This is a genomic window from Streptomyces sp. Rer75 (genome assembly GCF_013414305.1).
In the GTDB taxonomy this organism is placed as follows: Bacteria; Actinomycetota; Actinomycetes; order Streptomycetales; family Streptomycetaceae; genus Streptomyces; species Streptomyces himastatinicus.
Map to the genome: position 1 here is coordinate 2569318 of NZ_CP058693.1, position 16506 is coordinate 2585823.

Here is a 16506-nt window from a genome sequence, read left to right on the forward strand (position 1 = left end):
CGTCCGCACCGCCCAGTGCACCGGGCGGGAGTGGTAGCCGCGTGGTACGCGCGTGGCACCCCGCCCCGGCCTACGACAGCGTGTCCGCGACCACGGAGGCCGCCTCCGCGATCAGCTTGTCGTCGTGTACGTCGTCCTTCTCGCCGCGGTTGGTCAGGACCGCCATGACGATGGGCGCGGCGTCCGGGCGCCACACCACGGCGATGTCGTTGCGGGCGCCGTAGAAGAAGCCGCTTCCGGTCTTGTCGCCGACCACCCACCCCTTGGGCACCCCGGCCCTGATGAGGGCGTCCCCGGTGGTGTTGGTCCTCAGCCACGTCGTGAGCTGGGCGCGTTCGGGCTTGCGGAGGACGTCGTCGCCGAGGGCGAAGGCGCGCAGGTCCTTGGCGAGCGCACGCGGCGTGGTGGTGTCCCGCGTGTCGCCCGGAACCCACTTGCTCAGCTCGGGCTCGATGCGCTCCATCCGGGTGACGTCGTCCCCGACCCTCCTGACCTCGCGTTCGAGCGCCTTGGGCCCGCCGATCGCGTCGAACAGCAGGTTGGCCGCGGTGTTGTCGCTGTAGCGGACGGCGGCGTCGCACAGCTCGCGCAGGGTCATCCCGGTGTCGACGTGCTTCTCGGTGATGGGCGAGTTGTCGACCAGGTCGTCACGGGAGTACGTGATCAGCTTGTTCATTCCGTTCAGGGAGTACTTGCGCAGCACGGCTCCGGCGGCGAGCGCCTTGAACGTGGAGTGGAAGCCGAAGCGCTCACCGTCCCGGTACGCCACCTCGCGCCCGGTGCCGGTGTCGATGGCGTAGAGCCCGAGCCGTGCGTCGAACTCGCGCTCCAGGGCCTTCAGTTCGCCGGTGTACGGCTTCGTGGTGGCGGGCGCGGATGACGAGGCGGCGGGCGACGAGGCCGTAGGCGATGAGGCCGTGGCGTTGTTCTGGCCGCAGGCCACGAGCGGGACGAGAGCGAGCGCGGCGAGCGCACCGAGGGCGGTGCGGCGGGCACGGGTGTAGCGCATGGTTCAGCCTCCAAGGGCCGGCGTTTAGCCGGTGAGTTGGCCGGTGAGTTGGGAACACCTTCGCCATCGGGCACTCATGCGGTCCAATACGCTCACGCGCCACTTCATGCGGATTCGGCATAACGCAGACCTGGCATAGGGTTGCGAGCTGTGGATCTCGTGGGGGCATGCCGTGCGTTCGTCAGCGTGAGCGAGCACGGCAGTTTCACCGTCGGGGCGGCCGCCGCCCGGATGTCCCAGTCGGTGGCCAGCCGTCGCGTCGCCGCCCTGGAGGAACGCTTCGGTGAGCCGCTGTTCGAGCGCACGTCGCGGCGGGCCGTACTCACTCCGTTCGGCCGCGACATGCTGCCGACGGCCCGGCAGCTCGTCCAGGCGGCGGATGTGCTGCTGCACGAGGCCGAAGCCGTCAAGCGCAAGCCGTGGCGGCTCGCCGTGCCCGGCATCTGCACCACGGCCGGTCTCGCCCGGCTCGTCGCCGAGGCGCGGGGGCTCGGCGTCACGCTGGACCTCCGCGTCGCGGCACCGGCACAGCGGCGGGAACTCCTCCACGCCGAGCAGGTGCGGGCCGCCCTGCTCGCGGTGGTGCCGGACGACGCGGCGTGGCGCGTACCGCTCGGGCTCGCCGGTGCCGTGGACCCCGGCGTGAAGCGCGTCTACCTGGAGACGCTGCGCGTCGGACGCGCCTCCTCCGGCCCGGCCCGGCGCGTCTGGATCCAGCCGGAGGACGACGTACCGCACATCCGCGATCCGCTGACCCGGCTGCGCGACGCGGTCGGCCTGCGGCCCGCCCAGCTCGTCGCCGCGACCGACCTGACCACGGCCGTGGCGGAGGTCTTCGGTACGCACGACGTGCTGCTGTGCTCCCCCGCGCAGGCCGCGGAACTCGGCCTGCACTGGCGGCCCGTCGGCGAACTGCCCCTCGGCCGGGGGTACGCCCTCGCCACCGCGGAAGGCAGCCCCCAGCACATCGAAGCGCGCCTGGGCGGGGCCATGGCCCGTTGCCTGGGCGCCGGAACGGAATCTGGATGGTGAACACCGAAGCCCTGCTCCACGACCTGCGGCGGCAGTTGCACGACGGCGGCCTGCGCGGCTGCTTCCTCGTGCGGGACCTGCACACGGGAGAGGAACTGGGCATCGACCCCGACACCCAGCTCCCGTCGGCCTCCCTGGTCAAGGTCCCGCTCGCGCTGGCCACGGTGGAACGCATCCGGCGGGGCGAGCTGGACGGGGCGACGATGCTCGACGTACACCCCGGCCGGATCACCACACCCGGCCCCACCGGGCTGAGCCGTTTCCGCCACCCGGCGCGGGTCGCCGTCGACGACCTGCTGTACCTGAGCACCTGCCTGAGCGACGGAACGGCCGCCGACGTGCTGTTCGGCCTCACCCCGCCTGCCCGGGTCGCCGACCTGCTCCACGAGCTGGGGCTGCGCGACATCACCGTCAGGCACACGATGGGTGAGCTGTCCGACACCCCCGTGGAACGCTTCGACGCCGCCCAGGTCGACCTGGCCCACGCCCTCGCCATCGGCGCGGGCACGGGTGGCCGCGGCCACCGGGTCCCGCAGCTCGACACGACCCGCGCCAACACGGGCAGCGCACGCTCGTACGTCGACCTGCTCCAGGCCCTGTGGACCCCGTCGAAGATCCACCCCGAGGTGGCCGAGCGGGTACGCGAGCTGATGGCCCACAACGTCTTGCGGCACCGCCTCGCCCCGGACTTCAGCTCGGACGCCACGAAGTGGTCCTCGAAGACCGGCACCCTGCTGAACCTCCGCCACGAGGTGGGCGTGGTCGAGCACGCCGACGGCCAGTCCTTCGCCGTGGCGGCCCTGACGGAGTCCGAGGTCCCGGCCGCGCTCCAGCCGGGCGCGGAGGCGCTGATGTCCCAGGTGGCCCGCGCCCTACGCGACCACTTGCGCCAGCTGTGACGGGGTGCGCTTCATGGGGGTGCCACTAACGGTTTCGCGGGCGGGTGCGGCTGAGTGGCCGGGTTGTGGCCACCCGTTCCGCCCAGCGGAACGATTGCCCACAACCTAGCCCGTCGATACCCCATCCCTTCCGGACCCAGCCCCCGACGCCTCCGGCGTGCAGGACGCATCCCCAGCCCTTCCGGGCGCAACCACCAGGCCCTCCGGTGCTTAAGGAACACGGCCCAGGGCGGAGACGCCCTAACCCCAGCCCTCCGGCGCCCGACGGGCGGGGCCAGGGGCGGAGCCCCACACGCCAGCCCCTCTGGGCTCAACCCCAGCCCCACCGGGCGCACCCCAGCCCCACCGGGCGCACCCCAGCCCCTCCGAGCGCACCCCAGCCCCTCCGAGCGCACCCCAGCCCCTCCGGGCACAACTAGCCCCTCCGGCGATTGAGGAGCGGGGTCCGGGGCGGAGCCCCGGTTTCGGGAAGGGGCGGGGTGGGGAAAGGCCACCCCGCCCTAGATCACGCGGAACAGATCCGCCGCACCATGCACATCCCCAAGGTCCTCAACCCCCCGAAGGTTGTCGCACAACGCCTCCAGCACCGACCCCGCCTCGGCAGCCCGAGCCGCACCCACCGCCACCCCAAAAACCCGGAACCCCAGCAACCGCTTCGCGTCGTTCCACCCCCGCATCCACTCCTCCGTGACCCCGCACTCGTCATCGGTGATCATCACGATGTCACCGCGCCTGCGCGCGGCATCGTTGAACTCCTCCCCCAGCACCTCACACGCCACCGACAACGGCGCCTGATAACTGGTCCCGCCGCCAAGAAAGGTCTCCGCGAAGTCGACGACCCGGTCAATCCCCGCAGGCTGCTCGGCCGGGAAGCGGAATACCTGCACCTTGTCGGCGGCGGCGAACAAAATCCCCACGAAGTCACGCCCCGCCGCACGGGCCTGATCCAGCAGCGCCAGGGCGCACGCCTTGGCCCACGCCTCGCGCGTGACTCCGCCGGGCCCCGCCTCGTACATGGAGTGCGAGGTGTCCACGCACGCGATGATGGCGCCCTGGCCGGTGGTCTGCTCTCCCTGGCTGTCGTACAGCATCAGCTCCCCGGCGGCGTAGCGCGCGGCGAACACCGCGCGCAGCTCGGGCAGTCCGAGGTTGGCCAGTTCGGAGGGGATGACGCGGGAGAGGTCGTTGCCGAGCGTGACGCCGACCAGTTCCCCGGTGGCGTTCTCCACCTTGCGGGCGCGCTCACCGACGGCCATCTGCCGGAAGCGGCCGATCAGTTCGGCCCACCGGGCGAGACGGCCGGTGCCCAGCCGTTCGGCGAGCCGGGCGCGCTGGTCGAACGGCATCCGTTCCAGCTCGCCGGGGCCGACGCCCCACGCCCGCATCAGCGCGCCCTCCTCCCGGGCGCCCTCGGCGGCCTGCGCGGCCGCGTTCCGCGCGGCGGCGCGGATGCCGGGGACCGCCGCGGCGAGGGCCTGCGCGGCACCGTCGGCGGCCTGCCGCGCCGCGGCCTCGGCGGCTTCGGCGTCCTCGATGGCCCGTCGTACGGCGTCGGCGGCCGCGTCGGGCACGGCACCGCCCTCATCGCCCTCGTCCACGGCCCGCCGAAGCGCCTCGCCCACCAGACCCGCCGCGCCCTCGGCCTCCCGCTGGGCCTTCCCCGCCCGCTCACCCCGCTCCTGGGCCCCCCGCAAGCGTTCCAGCATCCCGCGCAGCGCGGCGGCCTGGGCGAGTACGGCCATGGCGGCGGCGTAGGGGTCACCGGCCGTCTCCCGGTGCAGCTCGGCGAACTGCCGTGACTCCACCAGCGCGGTGATGATCTGGTGGTTGACCAGCCGCGAGGGGTCCATCTCCTCCGGCTCCCGCAACCGCGGGCCGACCTTGTACGCGGCGAGGAACACATCAATCAGCAGGTCCGTGGCGTAGTCGTACCGCTCGTTCAGCTCCTCGGCGACCTCGCGCAGCCCGGCCGACTGCTCGTACGTATCGCGCCAGGTGACGCGGTCGAACCGGTCCGCGACCACGGCCGCGGTGTGCCGCCGGGGAGCGGCGGCGGACCGGGCCAGCCACGTCCCGCCCCGGTGCGCCAGCTCGTCGAGACTGCTCACGGCTGGGCCTGCACCATGTTCGCGTCCATGCCGAGCGCCTCGGTGAGGACGCGGGCGCGGACGGCACGCTGGCGACCGGTGACCCGGTCGATGGCGGCGGTGGAACGCCCGGCCCTCGCCGCGTCCTCGCGCAGCTTCTCCAGCCGCTTCCCCGCCATGGCGAGCTGATTGTGGGCCTTCTTGATGACCCACTCGCTCAGCGCCTCGCGGGACTGCCCGGCCATGGCGTCGAGCTGGGCCTCCAGCTCCTCGATGGCGTCGGCCAGGTCGAGCGCCTCCTTGGCGTCGGGGTTGACCAGGTGCAGCACCTCGCGCTCGACGGTCGGGCGCTGCGCGGGCGAATCCCACAGCACGTGCATCAGCACCGACAGATCGGCCTCGCCGACCTCCGCGCGGCCGTCGAGGTACGCGGACGCCTGGAGCAGCCCCACCGCCTGCCGCCAGCGGCGGTCGGAGGCGACGAGTTCCTTGCGCCGCAGCGCGGCCCGCAGCGTGCACACGGCGTCCACGATCGCGTCCGGTACGTCCACGGCCGGGACGTCTTCGGCCACGGCGTGCTGCAACGCGGCCAGCTCGACCGTGGTCCGCGCCGGTTCCGCCGGGCGGCCGACGGCGGACCGCACGAGCGCGGCGAAGTTGGACGGGTCCGCCAGATACCCGACCTCGATCCGCACCAGCAGCCGGTCGTAGATCGCGGCCGTATCCTCCCCACCGGGCAACTCGTTGCTCGCCGTGATGGCCCCGATCAGCGGACAACGGATGGGCTCGCCGCCGCTCTCGGGGTGGTAGATCCGCTCGTTGAGGTAACCCAGTGTCTCGTTGAGCGCGGCCGTGGAGCACTTGAAGATCTCGTCGATGAACGCGATGTGCGCGGTCGTGGCGCGCCCGTCGTACACCTGGCGGTACTCGCCCCGGGCGAGCGCGGCGACGTCGATGGGACCGAACATCCGCGTCGGCGCGGTGAACTTCGACAGCAGGATCTCCCAGTACGCCGCCCCCTCGACCCGCCCCGTAAGCTCCCGGGCCATCTCGGACTTCGCCGTCCCGGGCGGGCCGAGCACCAGTGAGTGCTGCCCGGCCAGCAGCGTGACCAGCAACGTCCGCACGACGTCGGCCCGCTCGTAGAAGCGGTCCGACAGCTCATCACCGATCGCCCGCAGCCGCTTGGCCGTATCCTGCCCGTCCATATACAACTCCTCGCCCGCAACGCCCGATTGCGCCGACACCCTTCGCCCTGAAACCTACGACGAAGCCTGTCAGCCCCCAGGTCCGGACGCTTCCCCGACGCCGCCCCCGACCGGACCCGAGGCGCGGAAGGTGCGCCGGTATGCCGACGGGGCGACTCCCGCCTCCGCCGCCAGGTGGCGCCGCAGCGAGGTGGCGGTGGCGAAGCCGACCTCGTGGGCGACCCGTTCGACCGGGAGGTCGCTGGACTCCAGCAGGTGCCGCGCCCGCCGCAGCCGCTGCTGGGTCAGCCACCGGCCGGGGCCCAGGCCGGTCTCCTCGCGGAAGCGCCGGGCCCTGCTACCAGGCCGGGATGCGCGCCGTCGCCGGGCTCGTCGACCGGGGCAGGCTCCGCGCCCACGTCTCCGAAACCTTCCCCCTCGCCGAAGGCGCCCGGGCCCACGCCCTGGGGGAGACGGGCCGCACCACGGGCAAGCTGGTCATCACCATGCGCGGACCATCCAGCCCCTCCGGCGATTGAGGAGCGGCGGTTTGAGGGCGGAGACGCCCCACCTCCCAGTCCCTCCGGCGATTGAGGAGCGGGGGCCCGGGGCGGAGCCCCGGCGGGGGTTTGGGGGCGGAGCCCCCAAACGGGGCCCGGGGCGGAGCCCCGGTTCTGGGAAGGGGCGGGGTGGGGAAAGGTCACCCCAGGCGCCCCAGCGCCTTCCGCACCTCCGCCAAATCCCCATCCGACGCCAACCCCGCGTGATACAGCCGAATCTCATCCGCGCCCAACTCCACCGCGTGCACAGCATCATCCACCAGCGAGGACGGCCGACCCCCCATCCCCGCCACCACCGTGAAGTTCGCGGCAAGCACCGTCCCCTCCCCCCGGTGCGGATCTCCCCGGTGCGGAACAAACGGCGGAAGCACCGCGGCGCGGACCGCCGCGTCGCCCGTACAGGGCAACACCACCCCATCCGCATGTGCCAGCACATCCGCCGGATCGACGCCCACGTTGGCGCCCACCGCCCGCCGCCAGGGCACCGCATGCAGCAGCACCTGAAAACCGGGACCAGGCGCCGCAGCCCGCACCGCCGCCACCGCGTCCCGCTGCAACCCGCTCGCCACGCCGTCCCGCCACGCCGCGAAGACGCCCGCCACATCCGCGCTCAACACCCCAGGCGCACCCCCCGCCCACACCGGCTCCAAGGCGCCCCGCACAGCGGCCCGCAGCTCCTCCGCGGACGCCCCCAGCCCCTCGTACCCCGCGCAACAGCACTCGCAGAAGCACAGCGACATCAGATACTGCGCCTCCTCCCCCAGCCCCACTCCCCCGATCTTGTCGTGGGCGTGCAGATGGGCGAGCCCGTACCACCCGCACGACTCCAGCTCGACCCCAGAAGCCCCCGGCCGGACCGCCGCCTCCGCCGCCAGGTCGACCAGGTACTCCCGTACCTCGGGCCGCCCGATGCACGGCGCCCACGGATAGCGATCCCCGTACACGTTCCGCACGGAGATCTCCGGATGCTCGTCCCCCAGCCGGGAGTTATGGGCGAGCACGACCCACGCGTGCACCTCCAGCCCAGCCCCGGCCAACGCCTCCGCGGCCTCCCCGAAGGGATCGGCCCCGGCGACCCACGTCTGCTCGTAGGGCCGCAGCGCACGCCCGGCCCACCGGCCCTCGTCCACCGGGTACAGCACCGCCGCATGCCGCGCCGTCACGATCCGGTGCTGCGGATGCCTGGGGGTCAGGGCCCGCGTCGAGTGGTACGCGGAGGCCAGGGTGACCTGCTGGACGCCCAGGTCGGCGATGCGTGCCGCCGCGTCCGGGTCGCCCACCACGTCCCACGGGTACACAAAGGCGGAGGACTTCACCTCACACCACCCTCCCCCACCAGCTCCAAGCCCCGCTCGATCAGCTCGGTCAGCGCCTTCACATGCTCCGGGCTCGGCTCGCTCAGCGGCGCCCGCACCTCGCCCACGTCCAGACCGCGCAGCCGCACCCCGGCCTTCACCAGGGATACGGCGTATCCCCGCCCCTGGTTCCGCAGTTCGACGAGCGGCCGGAAGAAGCCGTCCAGCAGCCGGTTGACGACGTCGTCCTCACCGGCCATCAACGCCCGGTGGAACGCGAGCGCGACTTCCGGTACGAAGCAGAAGACGGCGGACGAGTAGAGCGTCACCCCGATCGCCCGGTACGCCAGCCCGGTCAGCTCGGCGGTGGGCAGCCCGTTGAAGTACCGGAACCCTTCCTCCGCTCCGGCCTCCCGCACCGCGCTCACGATCCGCTGCATCAGGTCCAGATCGCCGAGCCCGTCCTTCAGCCCGATGATCCCGGGCACCTGCGCGAGCCGCGCCACGGTCTCCGGCGCGAAGACGGCGTTGTCGCGCTGATAAACGATGACGTCCAGCCCCGTCGCCCCCGCCAACGCGGTGTAATGCCGGACCAGCCCCTCCTGATCCGCCACCACCAGATACGGCGGCATGGCGAGCAGCCCGTCGGCCCCCGCCCGCTCCGCGAGCTTGGCGTACTGGATGGCGAGCGCCGTCCCGTATCCGGCGCCCGCGACGACCGGCACCCGCACCCCGCCCGCGGCCTCGACCGCCGCGGCCTCTTCCACCGCCACGGTGACGCAGTCGTGGAATTCCTCGGGGGTCAGCGCGTGGAACTCCCCCGTCCCGCAGCACGCGAAAACGGCCCCCGCGCCCGCCTCGATGCCCCGGCGCACATGGGTGCGGTACACGGCAAGGTCCAGGGCGCCATCGGGCCCATAGGCGGTCACGGGGAAGAACAGCAGTCCGTCGAGGCGCTCGGCGAGCGATGCCGAGGCTGAGGGGGCTGTGGTCACGGGCTCTCCCTGTCGCGTGCACGTTTCTGACCGGCATCTATATTCATGAACGCGCTCACCGTAAGGCAGCCGTCGCGCACCGGTCAAGGGTCGACGCACGCATCGATCACCCTTGACGCCCCCACCCACAATCCCTACGTTGTCCATGCATCTGAACGAGATGCACATATACGCCCAACCAGCGCCACCCGGCGCCCGCGCCCGCGCCCACCCGGAGGAGATCCGCCCATGTCCGCGCCCGCTCCCCGCACCATCCTCCTCACCGGCGCCGCCGGCGGCATGGGCACCCTGATGCGCGAGCTGCTGCCCCCGTACGGTTACGAGCTGCGCCTGTTCGACGTCGCCCCCATCCCCGACGCCCCGGACGCGATCATCGCCGACCTCGCCGACAAGGACGCGCTGCGGCGGGCCGTGGAGGGCGTCGACGCGATCATCCACCTGGCGGGCATCTCCCTGGAAGCCCCGTTCGAGAAGATCCTCGCCGCCAACATCCAGGGCACGTACAACCTCTACGAGGCGGCCCGCGAGGCGGGCGTCCGCCGGATCGTCTTCGCGTCCAGCAACCACGCGGTGGGCTTCACGCCCCGCCCCGCCGGCGACGACGCCCCGCTGATCCCGATCGACACCCCACGCCGCCCGGACACCTACTACGGCATCTCGAAGTCCTTCGGCGAGGACCTGGGCTCGTACTACTGGGACAAGTACGGCATCGAGTCCGTCGCCATCCGCATCGGCTCCTGCTTCCCCGAGCCGACGAACGTCCGGATGCTGTCGATCTGGATGAGCCCGGCCGACGGCGCCCGCCTCCTGCACGCGGCCCTCACCGCCGAGGACGTCGGCTACACCGTCGTGTACGGCAGCTCGAACAACACCCGCCTGTGGTGGGACCTGTCCTCCGCCCGGGCGCTGGGCTACGACCCGCAGGACGACTCGGAGCCGTACGCCGCGAAGCTCATCGCCGAACACGGCGAACTCGACCCGGCCAACCCCGACCAGGCCAACCTGGGCGGCGCGTTCTGCACCAACCCCCCGATCTGGCCGCACTGAGCCGCCCGAGGGCGCGGTGTCACACCAAGGGGTTCAGGTCAGGGCCAGGAGGCTGACGGCCACGGCGGCGGCGCCCAGGCCGACGAGTTGGCCGCGGTGGATGCGTTCGGCGAGGACGCCGCGGGCGAGGAGGACCGTACCGGCCGGGTAGAGGGCGGTGATCACGGCGACGACGGCGAGGTCGCCGCTGCGGGAGGCGAGCAGGAAGAGGAGGTTCGCCAGGGAGTCGAGCATGCCCGCGGTCGCCGACATGGCGTACGCGGGCCGTTCGGGGCCCAGTTTGCGGCGCAGCAGCCCGGCCGCGGTCAGGGTGACGGCCGAGGAGACCGCCCGGCCCACGAGCAGCGGGGCCACACCGCTGTCGGACGGCGCCTGGTGCAGGAAGACGAGCTGGAGGGCGATGGCGGCGCCCGCGCCGAAGGCCAGCAGCAGGGCCGTACGGGAGGGGCGCGCCGCGCCCGCGCCGTGACCGGCGCTGACCAGGACCACCGCCAGCAGGGCGAGCGGCAGGCCCACCAGCCCGGCGGCGCCCAGGTGTTCGCCCTGGAGCAGGCCGACGGCGACGGGCAGCGCGGCGGAGACGAGGGCGGTCAGCGGCGAGAGCACGTTCATGGGGCCGATCGCCAGGGTGCGGTAGAGCAGGGCGAACACGGCGGCCGAGGCGACGCCCGACGCGGCGCCCCAGCCGAGGGCGCCGGGGCTGAACGAGGCGCCGAGCAACGGCCACAGCAGCAGCTCGATGACGAGACTCGCCGGGGCCGCGATCATCACGGTGCGCAGTACGTGGGCCTTACGGGCGCCCAGGCCGCCGAGGAAGTCGGCGCAGCCGTAGGCGAGTGAGCTGCCCAGAGCCAGCAGCAGAGCGATCACAGTCATCCCCCTCGCGATTGGAACGACCAGACCGTACGTCGAACCGACCGGGTGGTGTCAAATAATCGACTCTGCGGTACATTCTAATGGCCTCACAACAGGTGGTCGCCGAGCGGCGGGTGGTCAAAGGGCTCAAGGTGGACCGCGCTCTATTGCCAGGTCGCGGTGTCGGGGTCGATGCCATGGGCGCGCGCGCTGGCGTCGACGATGCGACGGAACCACGTGGCAAGTCCGTCGCGGATGCCGTCGTAGTGGGCAGCAAATCCCGGATCGGCCTCATACATGCGGCCGAGACAGATCTGCATCTGCCTGGTGAGGGGAAAGTACGAAGCAAAAACTTCGCGGTGCCACTCGACGAGTTGGTTCGCTTCCGGGCTACCAGGTGTGACGCCGGCGTCCATCGCATCCCCGAGGGCGCGCTCGAGGCCGGCCATCGCGTCGGCGATGGCCTGCCATTCCTCCGGACCGCGAGAGGCCGAGCGTTCGGCGTACTGCTGCCATTGCGCCGTGTCTCCGTAGCGCTGACGGGCCTGGGCGGGCCAGTCCGGGTTCCACTGGGGGCCGAAGATCGCGGCCTGCTGCTCGACGGTCAGCAGCAGGCCGCGCTCGTGGGCGTCGATCATCCGATCCAGTCCGGCGCCGAGCTGCTGGAGACGGTCGATCCGTTCAGCAACCTGGGTGCGCTGCGCGCGCAACGCGCCGGGCACGTCCGCGGTCGAGTCGTCCAAGATGGCCTGGATCCTGTCCAGGCCGAGACCGAGCTCACGGTAGACCACGATGCGGTGCAGGCGTTCCAGATCACCGGCGGTGTAGAGCCGGTATCCGGCAGCCGTGCGCAGCGACGGTCGCGCCAGCCCGATCTCATCCCAGTGGTGCAGCGCGCGGACTGTCACGCCCAGACGCGCCGAGACCTGACCGACGGTCAGGCCATCGGCGTCAGCGGCATCAGGCATGCTCCCCATTGTCGTCGCGACCGACGTCCGGTGGGGTGATCCCGACTGCTTCAAGGTTCCGCGCCTCCTGACTGGCCGGATCAAAGGGCTTCGCCGCAGTGAAAACGATGCGTGCGTTCTCGGGGGTGGTCACCGCCACATCGCGGGTGTTCCAGGGAGTGTCCCGTGGACCGTCGACCGAGTCCGGGCGCACCGCACGACAGGACTCGACAACGGAATCGACCTGGCTGAGCACGCACGCGAAACTGAAGCTCACCGCTGGTGTCTGCTCCGGAACGCTCTCCGCCGGGACGAGGAGTACGTCCTGGAACGCCCACCGGCGCAGGTGCACAACGCTGCCGGGGATGCTGAACAGCTCGAAGAACCCGAGCCCACGAATCCAGAAGTCCATCGACTCCGCCAGATCGCTCGTGGGGATCGTCACGAACGCGGGCATTCCATAGATGCCTCGGAACGGCTCCGGCGGAACCGCATCCGGGCCGGGGGCGGGCACGGGGCTCATCTCGAACGCGTTGTAGTAGTCGCTCATGCACCCCACCTTTCAGCCTCACGCAACGTGAGGGTCAAGCCGATTCCATGATTCTCGCGCCGCCATTTACGACCGCCTAAGGCATGGTGATCGTGGCGGGCATCTCGCCGTCCGGGCGGACCGTGAAGCCGAAGACGGTCGACGTCGGGGTGGCCTGGAACGCGGGGACGAAGGCGGGCAGCAGGTGCTTCAGCAGCTCGACCATCTCGCGCATCGCGAACTGCGCGCCCAGGCAGGCGCGGGCGCCGAGGCCGAAGGGGTAGTACGCCCCATGGGGCACGGCGCGGCGGTCCTCCTCCGCCTCGGCGAACCGCGAGGGGTCGAACCGCTCGGGGTCGGGCCACAGGGCCGGGTCGCGGTGGGTGAGGTAGGGGCAGACGAAGATGTCGGTGCCCGCCTCGACGCGGTACCCGGCGAGGGTGTCGTCCTCGGTGGCGTGACGCGGCAGCAGCCACGCCGAGGGGTAGAGCCGCAGGGTCTCGGAGGCGAGGGCCCGGAGGGCGGTTTCGCGCTCGGGTGAGTCCGCGGGGCCCGCGTCGAGGGCCCAGCGGCGGGCTTCGGGGTGGCGGTCGAGCAGCAGGTACAGCCAGGCCAGGGTGGTGGCGGTGGTCTCGTGTCCGGCGGCCAGCAGCGTGACCAGCTCGTCGCGGATGAGCTGGTCGGTGTATTCGGGACGGGTCTCCCCCGCCTCCACCAGGACGCGCAGCAGGCCGGGGCCCTCCGGCCCCGCCTCTCCCCGGCGGGCGGCCGCGATCGCGTGCTCGGCGACGGCGTCGATGCGCGCGAGGTCGGCGGCCACGGTGGCGCGCAGCGCGTCCAGGTCGGTCGATGCGGAGGGCGTCGCCGGGAGGGCGGCCCCGACCGCCTCGACGGCGGCGAGTTCGCGGTTGGTGGTCTCGTCGAGGGGGTGGCCGGTGAGGGAGCGCCAGATGGTGTCGAGGGCGAAGAAGCGCATGTCCTCGCGGACGTCGGTCGGGGTGCCGGTCCGGGCGGCAGCCGCCCAGCGGTCGGCGGCGCGGCGTGCGGCGGCGGCGATGCGCTGCTCGTAGCGGCGGATGCCCGCTCCGGTGAACTGGGCCTGGAGCAGGCGGCGTTGACGCTTCCACGGCTCCCCCGAGGCCGAGAGCACCCCGTCCCCGACGAGCACGCGCGCCCGGTGGGAGCGCTTGACGTAGCGGTCGGGGTGCAGGGCGAGGACGTGCCGTACCGCGTCCGGGTCGGTGACCAGCACCGTGGGGCGCGGGCCGAGCCGTACGGCGCTGACCCCGCCGAGTTCGCGTGCCTGGGTCAGCAGGTCGACCACCGCTCCGGAGGAGGTGCGCCACCGCTCGACGGCGGCCGGGTCGAGCGATGGGACGGGGACGCCCTGCGGGGCTGTGGTGGCCAATGCGCTCTCCTGCTCACTCGTCGGACGCGCGGAACAACGACGCTCGGGACAACAACGTTCGGGACAACGCCCCGTACGGTACGCCGTGTCAGGCGGCGCGCGCCGCCGCGAGATCCGCCACCAACCGCTCCTCGACCGGGACGCTCGGGTCGGAGTACTGGCCGGACAGGCATACGGGACCCGCGTAGCCCAACTCCGCCAACTGCCCCAGAATCACGGACCAGTTGGACAGGCCCTCCCGGCCCGGTACGAACCATGGCTTCCAGTTGCCGCCGACCGATCCATCTACCGGATCAGCAGCGACGTACAGGGCGTTCTTCAGGTTGACGATCCCCAGCCGCCCCGCCACCAGCGGCAGCGTCACCCGTGGGTCGTCGCCCGCCAGCGCGTCGTGCGCGGCGTCCCACACCACCTGGAAGTGCTCCACCGGCAGCCCGTCGAGCAGGTCCAGCACCCCGAGCGCCGACGAGACGAAGCGCCCGTGGTGCGGCTGCACCCCGACCCGTACGCCGTACCGCTCCGCCAGCGGCGCGGCGGCTTCCAGGCGCTGCCGTACGCGGCGTACGGAGGCGGCGTAACCGTCGGGGCCGAGTTCGGCCATGACGCGGATCATCGGCACGCCCGCCGCACCGCAGGCCGCGAAGACGGGCTCGCCGAGGTCACTCGCGACGCTGATCACCTCCACCCCCTCGGCCCTCAGCTGCGCGGCGAAGACGGGCAGCAGCCGTTCCGCCTCCGCCGGAGTGACATGGGCGCTGTCCCGGACGGGTACCTCGGCGCCGGAGAAGCCCAGCCCCGCGACGAGCTTGCCCAGCTCGTCGCCGGGCAGCCGGGACCACGGCTTGGTGAAGACGGACCACAGGAATGTCATGGGTTCAGCGGCCTCCGAGTCCGCTCATGGTGATGCCGCGCACGAACCACCGCTGGGTGAGGAAGAAGATCACGATCAGCGGCACGGTGGTGATGGTGGCCGCCATCAGCAACAGGTTCCACTGGGTGCCGTTGGCGGACTGGAACACCTGGAGGCCGACCGACGCCGTCCGCGTGGAGTCGCTGTTGGAAATGCCGCCTCCTCGTAGTCCCGGGGGATGCTGAGGAAGAACTGCCGGAGCAGGAACACCCCGAGCGCGGTGAAGGCGTGCGGCAGGATCATCCCCGCCCACGTGTCCACGCCGTGCGCCTTGGCCACCAGGATGAACTGCGGGATGAGCGTGACCTGCGTCGGGATCATCAGCGTGGCGAGGTAGATGCCGAAGAGCACGCTGCGGCCGGGGAACCTGAGCCGGGCGAAGGCGTACGCGGCGAGCGCCGCCGTGACCGTTTCCAGGAGCGTCGTCCCGCCCGCGAAGATGACGGTGTTGACCAGGTAGCCGCCGAGCGGGACCAGCTCGAAGGCGCGGCTGATGCGGCGGCGGCCAGCTTGAGGAGAGAGCGGCGGGAACAGGGGGAAGAAGACATCGTCGTCTCCTCGCTGGATCAACGGTGTGTCAGGCGAAGGCCAGGTCCAGGGACTCGGCGCGAATCCGTTCCTCGTCCACCTCGACCCCGAGCCCGGGGCCGGTGGGGACGATCGCGGTGGCGGTGGCGGAGACGATCTCCAGTTTGTCGACATAGAGATCCGACAGGAGTTCGGGCCCGTTCAGCTCGGCGGGCAGCGCCAGCTCCAGCTGGCTGAACAGGTGCAGGGCCGCCGCGAAGCCGATACCGCAGTCGGTCAGCCCGCTGGCCAGCACCTCCAGGCCGCCCGCCTGGGCGACATGGGCGCTCTTGAGGGCGTTGCGGATGCCGCCCGCCTTGCAGATCTTGATGACGACGAGATCGGCGGCGTCCAGCCGCATCGCCCGCGCCAGATCCTGGGCGGTGAAGCTGCCCTCGTCGATGGCCACCGGGAGGTCGATCATGCCGCGCAGCCGGTGCAGGGCGAGGGTGTCCGTGCTGGGCACGGGCTGCTCGACGCACGCGATGCCCGGTACGTCGCGTACGGCGTCCAGCAGCCGCTTCAGCGCGGCGGGCCGGTACGACTGGTTGGCGTCGAGCCACAGCGGCTTGCCCGCCGCGACCTCCGCGACGGCGCCCACGGCCGCGGCGTCGGCGGCGAGGTCCCCACCGATCTTCACCTTGTACGCGGCGTAGTCCGACGACAGCCGGGCATGCTCGCGCACCGCGGACGGCTTCCCCACGCCGATGGCCGAGCAGAGCGGGATGTCGTCCCGCGTCGCGCCGCCCAGCAGGGCGTGGACCGGCAGCCCGACCAGCTTGCCCGCCGCGTCGTGCATGGCGATGTCCACGGCGGCGCGGGCGAACGGAAAGCCGTTGGAGACGGCGGGGCTGAGCCGCCGGTTCGCCCGGCTGTGGAACAACTCCACGTCGAAGGGGGTGAGTTCGAGCAGGATCGGGGTCAGGTGCCGCTTGATGATCACGGCCATCGTCTCGGCGGTCTCGTAGCTCCAGCTGGGCAGGGCCCGCTGCTCGCCCCAGCCGACCACGCCGTCCTCGGTGGTCAGCCGTACGAAGATCACCGAGCCTGCCTGGTCCGGTGCGGCCTGGTCCGGCGTGCCGACGGCTCCGCTGCCGAGCACGAACCGCCGGGCGAAGGGGACGGCCACGGGGAAGACCTCGACCGCCGTGATACGCGACATGTGCACTTCTCCCAACG

General features: G+C 72.0%; 15 protein-coding genes and 2 pseudogenes. 4 read left to right on the plus strand and 13 right to left on the minus strand.

Translation table 11 applies throughout. The annotated features are described in order from the left end of the window. Positions 1-70 precede the first annotated feature (70 nt). Positions 71-1009, minus strand: a complete 939-nt coding sequence (gene bla, locus HYQ63_RS10605) for a class A beta-lactamase (RefSeq protein WP_179933597.1) — start codon at positions 1007-1009, stop codon at positions 71-73. A 150-nt stretch (positions 1010-1159) separates the two neighbouring features. Between bla and HYQ63_RS10610 the strand changes: the two genes are divergently transcribed. Both HYQ63_RS10610 and HYQ63_RS10615 read left to right on the plus strand, forming a co-directional pair. Continuing rightward, on the plus strand, positions 1160-2041 hold the full coding sequence (locus tag HYQ63_RS10610; RefSeq protein ID WP_257231787.1) for a LysR family transcriptional regulator: 882 nt from the start codon (positions 1160-1162) through the stop codon (positions 2039-2041). Further along, a complete protein-coding gene (locus tag HYQ63_RS10615; protein WP_179939947.1) occupies positions 2038-2940 on the plus strand; it encodes a serine hydrolase in 903 nt (300 codons plus the stop codon). Before HYQ63_RS10610 ends, HYQ63_RS10615 begins: the two co-directional genes overlap by 4 nt. Positions 2941-3440: 500 nt before the next feature. Here the strand turns inward: HYQ63_RS10615 and HYQ63_RS10620 are convergent, their stop codons facing one another. The 3 genes and pseudogenes from HYQ63_RS10620 to HYQ63_RS10630 all read right to left on the minus strand — a co-directional run. Beyond that, positions 3441-5048 (minus strand): VWA domain-containing protein, encoded by a 1608-nt coding sequence (locus HYQ63_RS10620; protein ID WP_179933599.1) that lies wholly within the window; start codon positions 5046-5048, stop codon positions 3441-3443. After that, positions 5045-6235 (minus strand): AAA family ATPase, encoded by a 1191-nt coding sequence (locus HYQ63_RS10625; RefSeq protein WP_179933600.1) that lies wholly within the window; start codon positions 6233-6235, stop codon positions 5045-5047. Before HYQ63_RS10625 ends, HYQ63_RS10620 begins: the two co-directional genes overlap by 4 nt. Positions 6236-6304: 69 nt before the next feature. Beyond that, positions 6305-6568, minus strand: a pseudogene (locus HYQ63_RS10630) (helix-turn-helix domain-containing protein); the annotation flags it as partial. Between HYQ63_RS10630 and HYQ63_RS10635 the strand changes: the two are divergent. Next, positions 6460-6753 (plus strand): annotated as a pseudogene (locus tag HYQ63_RS10635) (zinc-binding dehydrogenase); the annotation flags it as partial. The pseudogenes HYQ63_RS10630 and HYQ63_RS10635 sit on opposite strands and share 109 nt — an antisense overlap. A 161-nt stretch (positions 6754-6914) precedes the next feature. Here HYQ63_RS10635 and HYQ63_RS10640 read toward each other — a convergent pair. Next, the gene (locus HYQ63_RS10640) at positions 6915-8090 is read right to left on the minus strand and encodes a hypothetical protein (RefSeq protein WP_179933601.1); all 1176 of its coding nucleotides are present in this window, start codon (positions 8088-8090) and stop codon (positions 6915-6917) included. After that, on the minus strand, positions 8087-9064 hold the full coding sequence (locus HYQ63_RS10645; RefSeq protein WP_179933602.1) for a 5-dehydro-4-deoxyglucarate dehydratase: 978 nt from the start codon (positions 9062-9064) through the stop codon (positions 8087-8089). Before HYQ63_RS10645 ends, HYQ63_RS10640 begins: the two co-directional genes overlap by 4 nt. Before the next feature lie 228 nt (positions 9065-9292). On the opposite strand from HYQ63_RS10645, the gene HYQ63_RS10650 reads away from it, so the two are divergent. After that, complete coding sequence (locus tag HYQ63_RS10650; protein ID WP_179933603.1) at positions 9293-10111, plus strand: NAD(P)-dependent oxidoreductase; 819 nt, start codon at positions 9293-9295, stop codon at positions 10109-10111. Positions 10112-10144: 33 nt separating this feature from the next. Here HYQ63_RS10650 and HYQ63_RS10655 read toward each other — a convergent pair whose 3' ends face one another. The 7 genes from HYQ63_RS10655 to HYQ63_RS10685 form a co-directional block, all read right to left on the minus strand. Further along, positions 10145-10981: an EamA family transporter gene (locus tag HYQ63_RS10655; protein ID WP_179939949.1), complete on the minus strand. Its 837-nt coding sequence runs from the start codon at positions 10979-10981 to the stop codon at positions 10145-10147. A gap of 149 nt (positions 10982-11130) precedes the next feature. Next, entirely contained in the window at positions 11131-11934 is an 804-nt protein-coding gene (locus tag HYQ63_RS10660) for a MerR family transcriptional regulator (protein WP_179933604.1), read from the minus strand. After that, on the minus strand, positions 11927-12463 hold the full coding sequence (locus HYQ63_RS10665; protein WP_179933605.1) for a VOC family protein: 537 nt from the start codon (positions 12461-12463) through the stop codon (positions 11927-11929). The genes HYQ63_RS10660 and HYQ63_RS10665 overlap by 8 nt, the downstream gene beginning before the upstream one ends. A 76-nt stretch (positions 12464-12539) precedes the next feature. Then, a complete protein-coding gene (locus tag HYQ63_RS10670; protein ID WP_257231788.1) occupies positions 12540-13850 on the minus strand; it encodes a cytochrome P450 in 1311 nt (436 codons plus the stop codon). Positions 13851-13938: 88 nt separating this feature from the next. Then, on the minus strand, positions 13939-14721 hold the full coding sequence (locus HYQ63_RS10675; protein WP_179933606.1) for a sugar phosphate isomerase/epimerase: 783 nt from the start codon (positions 14719-14721) through the stop codon (positions 13939-13941). Positions 14722-14826: 105 nt separating this feature from the next. Further along, on the minus strand, positions 14827-15330 hold the full coding sequence (locus HYQ63_RS10680; RefSeq protein ID WP_257231789.1) for a hypothetical protein: 504 nt from the start codon (positions 15328-15330) through the stop codon (positions 14827-14829). Positions 15331-15337: 7 nt separating this feature from the next. Continuing rightward, the gene (locus HYQ63_RS10685; RefSeq protein ID WP_179933607.1) at positions 15338-16489 is read right to left on the minus strand and encodes a mandelate racemase/muconate lactonizing enzyme family protein; all 1152 of its coding nucleotides are present in this window, start codon (positions 16487-16489) and stop codon (positions 15338-15340) included. Positions 16490-16506 lie beyond the last annotated feature (17 nt).